Source organism: Candidatus Streptomyces philanthi (assembly GCF_059553635.1).
In genome coordinates this window covers 1-14,962 of sequence record NZ_JCANQV010000144.1, presented here as the reverse complement: position 1 = coordinate 14,962, position 14,962 = coordinate 1, and the positions used below count along the sequence as shown (strand labels likewise).

The 14,962-nt window shown below is 69.9% G+C and carries 11 protein-coding genes and 1 pseudogene; 10 read left to right on the top strand and 2 right to left on the bottom strand.

Translation table 11 applies throughout. The features are described from left to right. From AC51EU_RS17920 to AC51EU_RS17890, 7 genes and pseudogenes are all read left to right on the top strand, one after another. A pseudogene (locus AC51EU_RS17920) lies at positions 1 to 943 on the top strand (ABC transporter family substrate-binding protein); the annotation flags it as partial. A gap of 233 nt (positions 944 to 1,176) precedes the next feature. After that, positions 1,177 to 3,081, top strand: a complete 1,905-nt coding sequence (typA, locus tag AC51EU_RS17915) for a translational GTPase TypA (RefSeq protein WP_496267987.1) — start codon at positions 1,177 to 1,179, stop codon at positions 3,079 to 3,081. A 470-nt stretch (positions 3,082 to 3,551) separates the two neighbouring features. Then, positions 3,552 to 5,180 (top strand): peptide ABC transporter substrate-binding protein, encoded by a 1,629-nt coding sequence (locus AC51EU_RS17910; protein WP_496267986.1) that lies wholly within the window; start codon positions 3,552 to 3,554, stop codon positions 5,178 to 5,180. A 190-nt stretch (positions 5,181 to 5,370) separates the two neighbouring features. Next, positions 5,371 to 6,294: an ABC transporter permease gene (locus AC51EU_RS17905; protein WP_496267985.1), complete on the top strand. Its 924-nt coding sequence runs from the start codon at positions 5,371 to 5,373 to the stop codon at positions 6,292 to 6,294. Continuing rightward, the gene (locus AC51EU_RS17900) at positions 6,287 to 7,216 is read left to right on the top strand and encodes an ABC transporter permease (protein WP_496267984.1); all 930 of its coding nucleotides are present in this window, start codon (positions 6,287 to 6,289) and stop codon (positions 7,214 to 7,216) included. Before AC51EU_RS17905 ends, AC51EU_RS17900 begins: the two co-directional genes overlap by 8 nt. Positions 7,217 to 7,227: 11 nt before the next feature. Beyond that, complete coding sequence (locus AC51EU_RS17895) at positions 7,228 to 8,259, top strand: ABC transporter ATP-binding protein (RefSeq protein WP_496267983.1); 1,032 nt, start codon at positions 7,228 to 7,230, stop codon at positions 8,257 to 8,259. Then, positions 8,252 to 9,304, top strand: coding sequence for an ABC transporter ATP-binding protein (locus tag AC51EU_RS17890; protein WP_496267982.1), 1,053 nt, complete (start codon positions 8,252 to 8,254; stop codon positions 9,302 to 9,304). The genes AC51EU_RS17895 and AC51EU_RS17890 overlap by 8 nt, the downstream gene beginning before the upstream one ends. A 50-nt stretch (positions 9,305 to 9,354) precedes the next feature. Here the strand turns inward: AC51EU_RS17890 and AC51EU_RS17885 are convergent, their stop codons facing one another. Together AC51EU_RS17885 and AC51EU_RS17880 are read right to left on the bottom strand one after the other, a co-directional pair. Beyond that, positions 9,355 to 10,206, bottom strand: a complete 852-nt coding sequence (locus AC51EU_RS17885) for a class I SAM-dependent methyltransferase (RefSeq protein ID WP_496267981.1) — start codon at positions 10,204 to 10,206, stop codon at positions 9,355 to 9,357. Beyond that, entirely contained in the window at positions 10,196 to 10,990 is a 795-nt protein-coding gene (locus AC51EU_RS17880; RefSeq protein WP_496267980.1) for an alpha/beta fold hydrolase, read from the bottom strand. The genes AC51EU_RS17885 and AC51EU_RS17880 overlap by 11 nt, the downstream gene beginning before the upstream one ends. 320 nt (positions 10,991 to 11,310) lie before the next feature. Between AC51EU_RS17880 and AC51EU_RS17875 the strand changes: the two genes are divergently transcribed. The 3 genes from AC51EU_RS17875 (at position 11,311) to AC51EU_RS17865 (ending at position 14,909) form a co-directional block, all read left to right on the top strand. Then, positions 11,311 to 12,933, top strand: coding sequence for a peptide ABC transporter substrate-binding protein (locus AC51EU_RS17875; protein ID WP_496267979.1), 1,623 nt, complete (start codon positions 11,311 to 11,313; stop codon positions 12,931 to 12,933). An 85-nt stretch (positions 12,934 to 13,018) separates the two neighbouring features. Further along, entirely contained in the window at positions 13,019 to 13,942 is a 924-nt protein-coding gene (locus tag AC51EU_RS17870) for an ABC transporter permease (RefSeq protein ID WP_496267978.1), read from the top strand. After that, positions 13,935 to 14,909 (top strand): ABC transporter permease, encoded by a 975-nt coding sequence (locus tag AC51EU_RS17865; RefSeq protein ID WP_496267977.1) that lies wholly within the window; start codon positions 13,935 to 13,937, stop codon positions 14,907 to 14,909. Before AC51EU_RS17870 ends, AC51EU_RS17865 begins: the two co-directional genes overlap by 8 nt. Positions 14,910 to 14,962: the final 53 nt, after the last annotated feature.

Genomic DNA, 14,962 nt, shown 5'->3' with positions numbered 1-14,962 from the left:
CGCGGCGCGCCCGGTGTTCGCCGTGGCGCCGCTGTCCGCGGCCAAGGTGGCGGACACCGAGATCCAGCGGTCCGCCCTGCTGCGCCAGAGCGCCGGCTTCTACCGGGACGCGGCGGGCGCCGCCGAGGCGGAGGCCCACGGGGACGTCGGCTCCGACGCGTACCGCAGCTCGCTGCTCTACGAGCGCCGTTCCGTCCAGGCGCGGGTCGCCGCCGACCTGATCGACGAGGGCCGGCGCGCGGCGCAGTCCGGCGCCGGCCCGGAGGACGGCGGGGCGAACGGCGTCGACGACACCAAGAACACCGCCGCCGACCCGGCCGGACGCGACGCGGCGGAGCGCGGCACCGAGGGGAAGGACGGCGACGAGAAGAGCACCGGGAGGAAGACCGGCCGGAAGGCCGCCGCCCCCGTCGTCGTCAAGAACGGCAGGCCGCTGACCCTGCGCTTCGTCCTGCCCGACGGGCCCGGCTCCGCGCAGCTGCGCGCGGTCGGTGACCGGATCACGGGGATGCTCGCGAAGATCGGGGTGCGGGCGGCGGTGCAGACGGTCGACGAGCGGTCCTTCTTCACCGACCACATCGCCCCCGGCGACTTCGATCTCGCCCTGTACTCCTGGCCCGGCACCGCCTACCCGGCGACCGACGGCCGCCCGCTGTACGCCAAGCCGCGGCCGGCGCCGGACGGCTCGCTCACCGTCGAGCAGAACTACAGCCGGGTCGGCACCGACCGTGTCGATCAACTGTTCGATCAGGCGGTCTCCGAGCTGGACCCGGCGGCCTCGCGGGAGGCGATGGACCGGGCGGACGCCCGGATCTGGGCCGCGGCCGGCTCCATCCCGCTCTACCAGCGGCCCGAGATCGTCGCCGCCAAGCGGTCCCTGGCGAACGTCGGCGCCTTCGGCTTCGCCACCCCGCGCTTCGAGGACATCGGCTACGAGAAGTGAGCCGTCGCCCGGGACCGGACGCGGCCCCGGGCGGCGCGCAGGCGGCGCACAGCCGGACCCGAGGTGCACGGCCGGTGAAAACCCCCAGGTCACATGGGGTGCGGGCAGGCTGCGGCGGCCGGTGCCGCGGCAGCCACGTACGATGGGATAAGGCCGTGGCGTCTTCATGCCCGGCAGGCGCGCGTGCCGGACCGTACGCGCCGCCATCCACGATTCCGGGAGAAGCGCCGCCAGTGCCCACGCGTCACGACATCCGCAACGTAGCCATCGTCGCCCACGTCGACCACGGCAAGACGACCCTCGTCGACGCCATGCTCAAGCAGGCCGGCGCCTTCGCCGCGCACGCCGCCGAGAACCTCGACGACCGGATGATGGACTCCAACGACCTGGAGCGTGAGAAGGGCATCACGATCCTGGCGAAGAACACGGCGGTCAAGTACCACCCCAAGGACGGTGGTGACCCGATCACCATCAACATCATCGACACCCCGGGCCACGCCGACTTCGGTGGCGAGGTCGAGCGCGGTCTGTCGATGGTCGACGCGGTGGTCCTGCTGGTCGACGCCTCCGAGGGCCCGCTGCCGCAGACCCGCTTCGTGCTGCGCAAGGCGCTGGCCGCGCGGATGCCCGTCATCCTGTGCATCAACAAGACGGACCGCCCGGACTCCCGGATCGCCGAGGTCGTCGACGAGACCTACGACCTCTTCCTCGACCTGGACGCGGACGAGGACCAGATCGAGTTCCCGATCGTCTACGCCTGCGCCCGCGACGGCGTCGCCTCGCTGACCAAGCCGGAGGACGGCACCGTCCCGGCCGACAGCGACAACCTGGAGCCGTTCTTCTCCACCCTGCTGGAGCACGTCCCGGCGCCGGAGTACGACGAGGACGCGCCGCTCCAGGCCCATGTCACCAACCTCGACGCCGACAACTTCCTCGGCCGTATCGCGCTGCTCCGCGTCGAGCAGGGCCACCTCAAGAAGGGCCAGACCGTCGCCTGGATCAAGCGCGACGGCACGGTCCAGAACGTCCGCATCACCGAGCTGATGATGACCGAGGCGCTCACCCGCAAGCCCGCGGAGACCGCCGGCCCCGGTGACATCTGCGCGGTCGCCGGTATCCCCGACATCATGATCGGCGAGACGCTGGCCGACCCGGAGAACCCGGTCGCGCTGCCGCTGATCACGGTCGACGAGCCCGCGATCTCGATGACCATCGGCACCAACACCTCCCCGCTGGTCGGCCGCGGCGGCACGGGCAAGGGCGCGGACGCCAAGTCCGCCGTCAAGGACCGCAAGGTCACCGCCCGCCAGGTCAAGGACCGCCTCGACCGCGAGCTGATCGGTAACGTCTCGCTGCGCGTCCTGGACACCGACCGCCCCGACGCCTGGGAGGTCCAGGGCCGCGGTGAGCTGGCGCTGGCCATCCTGGTCGAGCAGATGCGCCGCGAGGGCTTCGAGATGACGATCGGCAAGCCGCAGGTCGTCACCAAGGAGGTCGACGGCAAGACGTACGAGCCGGTCGAGCGGATGACGGTCGACGTGCCCGAGGAGCACATGGGCGCCGTCACCCAGCTCATGGGCACCCGCAAGGGCCGGATGGACAACATGTCCAACCACGGCTCCGGCTGGGTCCGCATGGAGTTCGTCGTCCCGTCCCGCGGTCTGATCGGCTTCCGCACGGAGTTCCTGACGAACACCCGCGGTACCGGTATCGCCCACTCCATCCACGAGGGCCACGAGCCGTGGTTCGGCACGCTGACGACCCGCAACAACGGTTCGCTGGTCGCCGACCGCTCCGGCGCGGTCACCGCGTTCGCGATGACCAACCTCCAGGAGCGCGGCGTCCTCTTCGTGGAGCCGGGCACCGAGGTGTACGAGGGCATGATCGTCGGTGAGAACTCCCGCTCCGACGACATGGACGTCAACATCACCAAGGAGAAGAAGCTCACCAACATGCGGTCCTCGACCGCGGACGTGGCCGAGTCGATCGTGCCGCCGCGCAAGCTCTCCCTGGAGCAGTCGCTGGAGTTCTGCCGCGACGACGAGTGCGTCGAGGTGACGCCGGAGGCGGTCCGTATCCGCAAGGTCAACCTGGACGCCCGCGAGCGCGCCCGCGCCGCGTCGCGCGCCAAGCGCTGACGACCGCCCGGCGGGACCGGGCAGGGACAAGGGGAGCGCCCCGTCGGACGAGGTCCGGCGGGGCGCTTCCGTATGGTGGCCGGGAGTGCCGGAATGCAGGGCGCGGCGCTTATATCGAAGTGATCTTCGAGTGTCAATGGACTCTTGGTCCCGACCATTGCGCGCGGTGTCCGCATTGCGGAGGGAATTCAAGGTTCCGCTGTGCTCAACGTCCCTTTCGTAACTGTGTGCATGGTTTGGTTTGTCCGGATTCCGAACTGTGCGGGAATCGGATGTGATCTAATCGAGACCTTTTACGCGTGGTTTATGGCTGGAACATGACTGAGACTGGGCCCTATTGAGCTCGGGTCAATGGGTCATGCGTCGTAAGAAGCGCCGACTCACGAGCGATGGGGGCTGGTGGGACTGCCAGGGGTGTCAGTCACGACCGGCCTCTTTCCCTGTCAGGAAACTCATGAGGAGGCAGTCCCATGCGCGGTGCCAAGAGCGCCACTTGGGTCGCAGGAGCGATGGCCATAGCCCTGGGGGCGACGGCCTGTGGCGGAGGGGGAAGCAGCGAGAGCGCCGACCCCGGTGTCGTCCGGGCGAACTGGGGCGACCCGCAGAACCCGCTGGAGCCCGCGAACACCAATGAGGTGCTCGGCGGCAAGGTGCTGGACATGATCTTCAGCAACCTCAAGAGCTACGACCCGAAGACCGGTGAGGCCAAGGACGACGCCGCCGAGTCCATCACCAGCAAGGACCAGCAGACCTTCACCGTCAAGGTGAAGAAGGGCCAGAAGTTCTCCAACGGCGAGCCGGTCACCGCCCGCTCGTTCGTCGACGCCTGGAACTACGGCGCGCTCAGCACCAACGCGCAGAAGAACTCCTACTTCTTCGCCGACATCAAGGGTTACGACAAGGTCGCCCCCGCCGAGGGCAAGCCGACCGCCAAGACCCTCTCCGGCCTGAAGATCGTCGACGAGCACACCTTCACGGTCACTCTCAACGAGAAGATGTCGACCTGGCCGGTCCGCCTGGGCTACAAGGCGTTCGCACCGCTGCCGAAGACGTTCTTCTCCCAGCACGACGCCTACCTCGCCAAGCCGGTCGGCAACGGTCCGTACGCCGTGGACTCGTACGACAAGGGCAAGCAGATGAAGCTGGTGCCCAACAAGTACTACACGGGTGACGACAAGCCGCAGAACAAGGGCGTGCTGCTGAAGGTCTTCACCGACTCCAACGCCGCCTACGCCGCCCTCCAGGCCGGCAACCTCGACGTCGACGACGACATCCCGGCGGAGCAGATCAAGAACGCCGAGAAGGACCTCAAGGGCCGCTACGTCTCGCAGCCCGCCGGCGTGATGCAGGCCGTCACCTTCCCGCTGTACAAGGACAGTTGGAACAAGGACGGCATGGAGAAGGTCCGCCGCGGCCTGTCCATGGCCGTCGACCGCAAGAGCATCACCGAGAAGGTCTACCACGGCACCCGCACCCCGGCGACCGACCTGACCTCCCCGGTCCTCGGCGACGCCAACGGCTACAGCAAGGACGTCTGCGGCGACGCCTGCACCTACGACCCCGCCGAGGCCAAGAAGCTCATCAAGGAGGGCGGCGGCATCCCCGGCGGGAAGATGACCATCGGCTACAACGCCGACAAGGACTCCCACAAGCAGTGGGTGGACGCGGTCTGCAACAGCATCAACAAGGTGCTCGGTGACGACACCGCCTGCGTCGGCAACCCCGTCGGCACCTTCGGTGACTTCCGCAACCAGATCACCAAGGGCGAGATGAACCAGCCGTTCCGCGCCGGCTGGCAGATGGACTACCCGCAGATCGAGAACTTCCTGACCCCGCTGTACGCCACCGGCGGCGCCTCCAACGACGCCAAGTTCAGCGACCCGAAGTTCGACGAACTGCTCAAGAAGGCCGGTTCCGAGGCGGACACCAAGAAGGCCACCGACCTCTACAAGCAGGCCGAGAAGATCGTCCTCGACAAGATGGTCAGCATCCCGCTCTGGTACCAGAACGGCACCGCCGGCTGGTCCGACCACGTCTCCGGCGTCACCCTGAACGCCTTCAGCTTCCCGGTCTTCACCCAGATCAAGACCAAGGGCTGACCCGACGCGACTGCCCCCCGGCCCGCCGGCCCGCCCGTCCCGCAGGGTGGGCGCGGCCGGCGGCCCGGGAGCGGAGCGAGCACCACCCAACCGCTCACGGCAGCAGGCGCGGCCGAAGTCCCGTACTCGTCACCGGCGACAGGTACGGCCCTTCCGGCTGCCCCCGCGTCGGCGCTTTCCTGGAGGACACATGGGGCGCTACGTCATCCGGCGACTGCTCCAGATGGTTCCGGTCTTCATCGGCACCACATTCCTGATCTTCGTCATGGTCTACGCACTGGGCGACCCCGTCGCCGCCATGTTCGGAGACCGGACCCCCGATCCGGCCACCGCCGCACAGATCCGGGAGTCCCTGCACCTCGACGACCCGCTGTGGAGCCAGTATCTCCAGTACATGGCGGGCATCTTCCGCGGCGACTTCGGCACCGCCTTCAACGGCACACCCGTCGCCGAGCTGATGGCCTCGGCCTTCCCCAACACCGTCAAGCTCACCCTGGTGGCCTTCGCCATCGAGGTCGTGGTGGGCGTCGGCCTCGGCGTGCTCGCCGGGCTGCGCCGCGGCCGGGCCGTCGACACCGGCGTCCTCGTCCTCACCCTGCTGGTGATCTCCATCCCGACGTTCGTCACCGGCTACCTGCTCCAGTACTTCATCGGCGTCAAGCTGGCCTGGGCCGCCCCCGCGGTCTCCACCGAGGTGCGGTTCGGGGAACTCCTGCTCCCCGGCATGGTGCTGGCGGGCGTCTCCCTGGCGTACGTGGCCCGGCTGACCCGGACCTCCATCGCCGAGAACATCCGCTCCGACTACATCCGCACCGCGACCGCCAAGGGCCTGCCGCGCCGCCGCGTCATCGGTGTGCACCTGCTGCGCAACTCGCTGATCCCGGTCATCACCTTCCTCGGCACCGACATCGGCGCCCTGATGGGCGGCGCCATCGTCACCGAGCGGATCTTCAACATCCAGGGCGTCGGCTACCAGCTCTACCAGGGCATCCTGCGGCAGAACTCCCCGACCGTCGTCGGCTTCGTGACCATCCTCGTGGTCGTCTTCCTCGCCGCCAACCTGATCGTCGACCTGCTCTACGCGGTCCTGGACCCGAGGATCCGTTATGCCTGAGACCACCGAAGCGGCCCGCCCCACCGCCGCGGAGCCGGACACCCCCCGGACCGCGGACGACACCGGCGCCGGTGCCGCGCCCCGCAGCCTGTGGAACGACGCCTGGCGCGACCTGCGCCGCAACCCCGTCTTCCTCATCTCCGCGGTACTGATCCTCTTCCTGGTCGTCATCGCCCTCTGGCCCGGACTGCTCACCTCGACCAGCCCCTACGCCTGCGACCTGACGCGCTCCCAGCAGGGACCGGCGCCCGGCCACCCCCTCGGCTTCAACACCCAGGGCTGCGACGTCTTCGCCCGCACCGTCCACGGCGCCCGCGCCTCGGTCGTCGTCGGCATCTGCACCACCCTCCTCGCCGCCGCCCTCGGCTGCCTCTTCGGCGGCCTGGCCGGATTCTTCGGCGGCTGGTGGGACGCGCTGCTCTCCCGCGTCGGCGACATCTTCTTCGGCATCCCCGTCCTGCTCGGCGGCATCGTCTTCCTGTCCGTCGTCAAGGGCGGCTCGATCTTCACCGTCGTCGTGCTGATGGCGCTGCTGGGCTGGCCGCAGATCGCCCGTATCGCCCGCAGCGCGGTGATCAGCGTCAAGCAGCAGGACTACGTCCAGGCGGCGCGGGCCCTCGGCGCCGGCACGCCCCGGCTGCTGCTGCGGCACATCGCCCCCAACGCGCTGGCCCCGGTGATCGTCGTCGCCACCATCGCGCTGGGCACCTACATCTCGCTGGAGGCGACGCTGTCGTTCCTCGGCGTCGGCCTGCGCCCGCCGACGGTCTCGTGGGGCATCGACATCTCCTCGGCCGCCACCGAGATCCGCAACGCGCCGCACATGCTGCTGTGGCCGGCGGGCGCGCTGAGCGTCACGGTGCTGGCGTTCATCATGCTCGGCGACGCGGTCCGCGACGCCCTCGACCCCAAGCTGCGCTGAGGGAGGCGTACGTGACCACCACCGAGAAGACCACCGGGGGCGCCCCCGCCCCCCGCACCGCGGGCGAACCGCTGCTCGACGTCCGCGATCTGCACGTCGAGTTCCGTACCCGTGACGGCGTCGTCAAGGCCGTCAACGGTGTCTCGTACAGCGTGGCGGCGGGTGAGACGCTGGCCGTGCTGGGCGAGTCCGGCTCCGGCAAGTCCGTCACCGCGCAGGCGATCATGGGCATCCTCGACATGCCGCCCGCGAGGATCCCCCAGGGCGAGATCCTCTTCCGCGGCCAGGACATGCTGGCGATGTCCGCCGAGCAGCGGCGCGCGGTCCGCGGCGCCGAGATCGCCATGATCTTCCAGGACGCGTTGTCCTCGCTGAATCCGGTGCTGACCGTGGGCTATCAGCTGGGCGAGATGTTCCGGGTGCACCAGGGCCTGTCCAGGAAGGCGGCGACGGCGAAGGCCGTCGAGCTGATGGACAAGGTCAAGATCCCGGCGGCCAAGAGCCGGGTGGGGGACTACCCGCATCAGTTCTCCGGCGGTATGCGGCAGCGGATCATGATCGCGATGGCGCTGGCGCTGGAGCCGGATCTGATCATCGCGGACGAGCCGACGACGGCGCTGGACGTGACCGTGCAGGCGCAGGTGATGGATCTGCTCGCGGAGCTTCAGCGTGAGTACCACATGGGCCTGATCCTGATCACCCACGACCTTGGCGTGGTCGCGGATGTCGCCGACAAGATCGCCGTGATGTACGCGGGGCGGATCGTCGAGCACGCCCCCGTCGGCGAGCTGTACAAGAACCCCGCGCACCCCTACACCCGCGGCCTCCTCGACTCCATCCCGCGCCTGGACCAGAAGGGCCAGGAGCTCTACGCGATCAAGGGCCTGCCGCCCAATCTGCTGGACATCCCCGGCGGCTGCGCCTTCCACCCGCGCTGCCCCCGGGCCGAGGACCTGTGCCGGACCGACGTTCCGGCGCTCGCCGCCGTCGGCGAAGGCCGCGGCAGCGCCTGCCACCTCTGGAAGGAGACGATCGATGGCTGAACCGTCCACGACCACCGTGCGGGAGCCGATCCTCCAGGTCCGGGGCCTGGTCAAGCACTTCCCGCTGACCCAGGGCGTGCTGCTGCGCAAGCAGGTCGGCGCCGTGAAGGCCGTCGACGGGATCTCCTTCGACCTCTACCCGGGCGAGACCCTGGGCATCGTCGGCGAGTCCGGCTGCGGCAAGTCCACCGTCGCCAAGCTGCTGATGAACCTCGAACGCGCCACCGCGGGCGAGGTCCTCTACAAGGGCGAGGACATCACCAAGCTGTCCGGTCGCGCCCTGAAGGCCGTACGCCGCAACATCCAGATGGTGTTCCAGGACCCGTACACCTCGCTCAATCCGCGGATGACGGTCGGCGACATCATCGGCGAGCCCTTCGACATCCACCCCGAGGTGGCCCCGAAGGGCGACCGCCGCCGGCGCGTCCGGGAACTGCTGGACGTCGTCGGCCTCAACCCGGAGTACGTCAACCGCTATCCGCACCAGTTCTCGGGCGGGCAGCGCCAGCGCATCGGCATCGCCCGGGGCCTCGCCCTCAACCCCGAGATCATCATCTGCGACGAGCCGGTGTCGGCGCTGGACGTCTCCGTCCAGGCGCAGGTCGTCAATCTGATGGAGAAGCTCCAGGACGAGTTCGGGCTGTCCTACCTCTTCATCGCCCACGACCTGTCCATCGTCCGGCACATCTCCGACCGCGTCGGCGTGATGTACCTCGGGCGGATGGCGGAGATCGGTACCGACGAGGAGATCTACGAGCACCCCACCCACCCCTACACCCAGGCGCTTCTCTCCGCCGTCCCCGTACCGGACCCGGAGGCCCGCGAGCGCCGGGAACGCATCATCCTCACCGGTGACGTCCCCTCCCCGGCCGACCCGCCGTCCGGCTGCCGCTTCCGCACCCGCTGCTGGAAGGCCGAGGAGCGGTGCGCGCAGGAGGAGCCGCTGCTCGCCGTGCCGGAGCGCTTCGCCGGTACGGACGCGCCCGCGGCACACGCCTCGGCCTGCCACTTCGCGGCCGAGAAGAACGTGGTGGGCGCGGCCTGACACGCCGTCGGCGGGGGCGGACGGCACCGCGCCGCCCCCGCCGCTGCCACTCAGCCGGCCGCCGGCACCGTCCCCACCGCCAGGGCGTTGCCCTCGCTGATGTACGCCTGCGGGTCGTCCAGCGGATGCCCGGGGCCGTCGGGGGTCGCGAACGGCTCCCACTCCTCCGCGGTGCCGAACCGCCGCGCCTGGGCGGCGAGCTGCGCGCAGCTCAGGCCGTAGAACTCCCGGGCGGGCGGGGACAGCGGCGCGTGGTGCTCGATCAGCACCGTGCGCTGCCACACACCGGTGAGGCCCGCCTCCCGCAGCCAGCGGTGCAGATCGCGGGTGCGCAGGAGGTTGTGGGCGTACCCCGGTTCCTTCGCGGCCCGGCGGAAGAAGTCGCCGAAGAGGAACGGGTCGGCGGGACGGGCCGTGATCAGGCTCGCGTCCAGCTCCTTGACGGCGATCAGCCCGCCGGGGCGGACCACCCGGCGCATCTCCCGCAGCGCGGTGGCCAGCTCGTCGTCACCCAGGTACTGGACGGCGTTGGCGCACCAGACGGCGTCGAAGGAGCCGTCGGCGTACGGGAGGCGCAGTGCGCTGCCCTGCCGCACCTCCAGGGGACACGGCAGGTCCCACTCCTGGGCGCGGCCCTTGACCAGAGCGACGTTCTCCTCGGCCAGGTCGACGGCGGACAGCCGGCCGCCCTCTCCCGTGAGACGGGCGAGGTGCGGCAGGAACTCGCCGCTGCCGCAGCCCACGTCGAGGACGTGGCTGCCCGGCCGTATCCCGGCCCGCTCCAGCAGGTCGAGGTAGTCGGTGCGGCAGGCGGCGAAATGGGCGTCGACGATGGTGTGGTGGGTGAAGTCCAGCCCGGTGGAGGTGGCGAAGCCCCAGGAGGTCTGCTGGTCAGCGGTCATCGGTGCTCCCGGTGGTGGAGAAGGTCGCGGCGCGTTCCGCGGCGAACAGGTCGGTGAGTGCCCGGGTGAGGTCCTCCGGTGCCTCCAGGGGCTGGAGGTGGCCGGTGTCCGGGAGGACGTGCAGCCGCCCTTGGGGCAGGGTCCGGGCGAGGGCGCGGGCCTCGTCCTCCGCGACCAGCTCGTCCTCCGCCCCCGCGACGACCAGGGCCGGTACGTCCGTGGCGGCGAGCACCGCGGTGGAGTCGGGGCGGACGGCGAGGGCGCGCTGGGTCCAGGCGAGGGAGGCCGGGGGCGCGCTCCGTACGTCGGCCAGGACGCGGGCGAGGAGGTCCGGGCGACGGGCGCGGGCGGTCGCGCCGAGCAGCCGGGGGACGGTCGCGTCCACGAGGGCGGGGCCGCGCTCCGGGTCGGTGACCACCTGGGCGAAGGTCTCCCGTCCCTCGCGGGCCGCCTCGGTGTCGGCGGTGGCCCGGGTGGACATCAGGGCCAGGGCCCGTACACGGCCGGGGTGGCGGCGCAGGAACGCCATCGCGGTGTAGCCGCCCAGCGAGCAGCCGACCAGCGCCGGGCGGTCGACGCCGCGCTCGTCGAGGAGGCGGGCCAGGTCGTCGGCGACGACGTCCAGGGACGGCGGCGCGTCACCGAGCGGGGTGCCGCCGAAGCCCCGCTGATGCGGAACGATCACCTCGTGCCCGCGCTGCCGCAGGGCCTCGGCCTGGGCGGCCCACATCGACCCGTCGAGGGACAGCGCGTGCAGCAGGACGACCGGAACGGGCGCGGTCATCGGCGCCGCCCCACGGCCGGTGGGGCGGTCGCGTGCCCTAACCGGAGCGACGCGGGCCGGCGGATGCGGAACATGAACTGATCTCTCATGGCGTCGAGTCTGCCGTTCCGCGGCGCGGCGTAGGGCGATCGAGCGATATTCGACAGAATTCGACTGCTTCGATGTCATGTTCGATTTCGGAGTGTGGCGGGACGGCTTCGCTCGGGCATCCGGGCGGATTCCCGGCCGCATTGGAGCAGCACACGCCCGTGCGGGCGTGCACCCCGGCCCCTCGTGGTCTGTGATGTCGGTGAGGTCCCGCCGAGAGCTGAGGAGGCGCCATGCGCGGTGTCACGCGTACGGCCGGCGCGGTGTGTGCCGCCGCCGTCGCCCTCACCGCCACGGCCTGCGGCGGGGGCGTCGACACCGGGGGCGGACCCGGCGTCGTCAGCGCCTCCTGGGGCGACCCGCAGAACCCGCTGGAACCGGCGAACACCAACGAGGTGCAGGGCGGCAAGGTCCTGGAGATGCTCTTCCGGGGGCTCAAGCGGTACAACCCGAGGACCGGCGCCCCCGAGAACGTCCTCGCCGACCGCATCGACACCAAGGACTCCCGGCACTACACCGTCACCCTCAAAAAGGGCTGGACCTTCAGCAACGGGGAAAAGGTCACCGCCCGCTCGTTCACCGACGCCTGGAACTACGGCGCCCTGCTCGACAACGGACAGAAGAACGCGCCGTTCTTCCAGTACATCGACGGATTCGACCGGGTGCACCCGGCGAGCGGTACGCCCCGCGCCAGAACGCTCTCCGGACTGAAGGTGGTGAACGACCGGACCTTCACCGTGACGCTCCGGCAGAAATTCTCCAGCTGGCCCGACACCCTCGGCTATTCCGCCTTCATGCCGCTGCCCCGCATCTTCTTCACCCACCACGACGACTGGGTCCGCAAACCCGTCGGCAACGGCCCCTACACCGTGGACGCGTACCTCAAGGGCTCCGGAATGCGGCTGCGGCGGTGGCCCGCCTACCCCGGCCCCGACAAGGCCCGCAACGAGGGCGTCGACCTGCGGGTCTACACCGACAACAACTCCGCCTACACCGATCTCCAGGCCGGCAATCTCGACCTTGTCGACGATGTGCCGGCCGCCCAGCTCAGGAACGTCCGGCGGGATCTCGGGGACCGTTATCTCAATCAGCCCGCCGGCGTCATCCAGACCCTTACCTTCCCGATGTACGACTCGGAATGGAACGGAAAGGGATTGGACAAGGTCCGGCGCGGCCTGTCCATGGCCATCGACCGCGACCGGATCACCGAGCAGATCTTCCGCGGCACCCGGACCCCCGCCACCGACTGGACCTCGCCCGTCCTGGGCGCGGACGGCGGATTCAAGGCCGGACTGTGCGGGGACGCCTGCGTCTTCCACGCCGAACGCGCCAGAAAACTCATCCAGGAGGGCGGGGGAATTCCCGGCGGCACGATGAGCATCGCCTACAACGCGGACACCGGCTCCCACAAGGACTGGGTGGACGCCATCTGCAACAGCATCAACCGCACCATGGGCGACGACCGGGCCTGCGTCGGCGCCCCGGTCGGCACCTTCGCCGATTTCCGCAACAGGATCAGCGCGAAGAAGATGACCGGACCCTTCCGCGCCGGCTGGCAGATGGACTATCCGCTGATCCAGAACTTCCTGCAACCCATGTACTACACCGGCGCCTCCTCCAACGACGGGAAATACAGCAGCCAGGCGTTCGACGCACTCGTCAACAAGGCGAATGCCGCGCCCGACAAAAACCGCTCTCTCGCCCTCTTCCAGGACGCGGAGAAAATACTGGCCGCGCAGATGCCGGCCATCCCGCTGTGGTACCAGAACGGCAGCGCCGGATACTCCGAACGCATCGAGAACGTGTCCCTCAACCCCTTCGGGGTGCCCGTCTACCACGAGATCAGGGTGAAGTGAGCACCGGCGCGCGCGGCCCGGAACGGAATGCCCGGCCGGCCGCACGGTCCGCCGCACGGCTCGTTCCCCGGAATCCGGAGATTCCATGGGACGCTATGTGATCCGGCGGCTGCTCCAGATGGTCCCGGTGTTCGCCGGCAGCACGTTCCTGATCTTCTTCATGGTGTACGCGCTGGGCGACCCGGTCGCCGCGATGTTCGGCGACCGGGCCCCCGACCCCGCCACCGCCGCCCAGATCCGCGCCGACCTGTATCTCGACCAGCCCCTGTGGAAGCAGTACCTGCACTACATGGGCCAGATCTTCCGCGGCGACTTCGGCACCGCCTTCAACGGCCAGCCGGTCACCGAACTCATGGCCGCCGCATTTCCCGTGACGCTGCGGCTCACGCTTGTCGCCATCGTCATCGAAGCGGTCCTGGGTATCACGCTCGGGGTGTTCAGCGGACTGCGCCGGGGCCGTGCGGTGGACACCACGGTCCTGGTGTTCACCCTGGTCGTGGTCTCCATCCCGACCTTCGTCAGCGGTTATGTCCTGCAATTCCTGTTCGGTGTGAAGGCGGAGTGGGTCAAACCCGCGGTCTCCCTCGCCGCCCCGGTGGACGAACTCCTGCTGCCCGGCCTCGTCCTGGCACTGGTGTCCCTCGCCTATGTCACCCGGCTCACCCGTACCTCGCTCGCCGAGAACACCCGCGCCGATTACGTCCGTACCGCCGTCGCCAAGGGATTGCCCCGCCACCGGGTCATCACCCGGCATCTGCTGCGCAATTCACTGATCCCGGTCGTCACCTTCATCGGTACCGACATCGGCGCGCTGATGGGCGGGGCCATCGTCACCGAGCGGATCTTCAACATCCACGGCGTCGGATTCCAGATCTACCAGGGCATCCTGCGGCAGAACTCCCCGACGGTCGTCGGCTTCGTGACCATCCTCGTCCTGGTCTTCCTGGTGGCGAACCTCCTCGTCGACCTCCTGTACGCCGTCCTCGACCCGAGGATCCGCTATGCCTGAACCCCCTGTCCCCAAGGACGCCGTCGGCCCCGGCGACGGAGGCGCGGCCGCACTGGCCCTCGGCGAGGCCGCCTCCCTCGAACAGGTCCCCGCCGCAGGGCCGCCCGGCGCCCCCGGCGGCCGGCCACGCAGCCTGTGGAGCGACGCCCGGCACGATCTGTGCCGCAATCCGGTCTTCGTGGTCTCGGCTCTGATCATCCTGTTTCTTGTGGTGATCGCCCTGTGGCCGCAGTTGATCGCCGACGGGAATCCGTACCGCGCCGACCTGTCCAAGGCACAGGCCGGCCCCGAGCCCGGCCACCCCTTCGGCTTCGACACCCAGGGCCGCGACGTCTACACCCGCGTCGTGTACGGCGCCCGCGCCTCCGTCACCGTCGGCGTCTGCGCCACCGCGGGCGCCACCCTGCTCGGCAGCCTCCTCGGCGGACTCGCCGGATTCTTCGGCGGCTGGGCCGACACCCTGCTCTCCCGGCTCGCCGACATCTTCTTCGGCATCCCCGTCCTCCTCGGCGGCCTCGTCTTCCTCTCCGTCGTCACCAGTTCCACCGTCTGGCCGGTCGTCGGCTTCATCGTGCTGCTGGGCTGGCCGCAGATCGCCCGTATCGCCCGCGGCTCCGTGGTCGCCGCCAGACAGCACGACTACGTCCAGGCCGCGCGGGCGCTGGGCGCGGGCAACGGGCGGCTGCTGCTGCGGCACATCGCGCCCAACGCCGTCGCCCCGGTGATCGTCGTCGCCACCATCGCGCTGGGCACCTACATCTCGCTGGAGGCGACGCTGTCGTTCCTCGGCGCGGGCCTCAAGCCCCCCACCGTTTCCTGGGGCATCGACATCTCGGCCGCCTCCACCTACATCCGCGACGCCCCCCACATGCTGCTGTGGCCGGCGGGCGCGCTGAGCGTCACGGTGCTGGCGTTCATCATGCTCGGCGACGCGGTCCGCGACGCCCTCGACCCCAAACTGCGCTGAGGAGGCCGACGATGCGGAACGGGACGACGCGCGGCGGACGGGCGGACGCCACC

Bases quoted from the DNA above. Each gene is read 5' to 3' on its own strand.
- AC51EU_RS17865 (WP_496267977.1), top strand. From the start codon at position 13,935: ATGCCTGAACCCCCTGTCCCCAAGGACGCCGTCGGCCCCGGCGACGGA.
- AC51EU_RS17905 (WP_496267985.1), top strand. From the start codon at position 5,371: ATGGGGCGCTACGTCATCCGGCGACTGCTCCAGATGGTTCCGGTCTTC.
- AC51EU_RS17875 (WP_496267979.1), top strand. From the start codon at position 11,311: ATGCGCGGTGTCACGCGTACGGCCGGCGCGGTGTGTGCCGCCGCCGTC.
- AC51EU_RS17910 (WP_496267986.1), top strand. From the start codon at position 3,552: ATGCGCGGTGCCAAGAGCGCCACTTGGGTCGCAGGAGCGATGGCCATA.
- AC51EU_RS17885 (WP_496267981.1), bottom strand. From the start codon at position 10,206: ATGACCGCTGACCAGCAGACCTCCTGGGGCTTCGCCACCTCCACCGGG.
- AC51EU_RS17870 (WP_496267978.1), top strand. From the start codon at position 13,019: ATGGGACGCTATGTGATCCGGCGGCTGCTCCAGATGGTCCCGGTGTTC.
- AC51EU_RS17890 (WP_496267982.1), top strand. From the start codon at position 8,252: ATGGCTGAACCGTCCACGACCACCGTGCGGGAGCCGATCCTCCAGGTC.
- AC51EU_RS17900 (WP_496267984.1), top strand. From the start codon at position 6,287: ATGCCTGAGACCACCGAAGCGGCCCGCCCCACCGCCGCGGAGCCGGAC.
- AC51EU_RS17880 (WP_496267980.1), bottom strand. From the start codon at position 10,990: ATGACCGCGCCCGTTCCGGTCGTCCTGCTGCACGCGCTGTCCCTCGAC.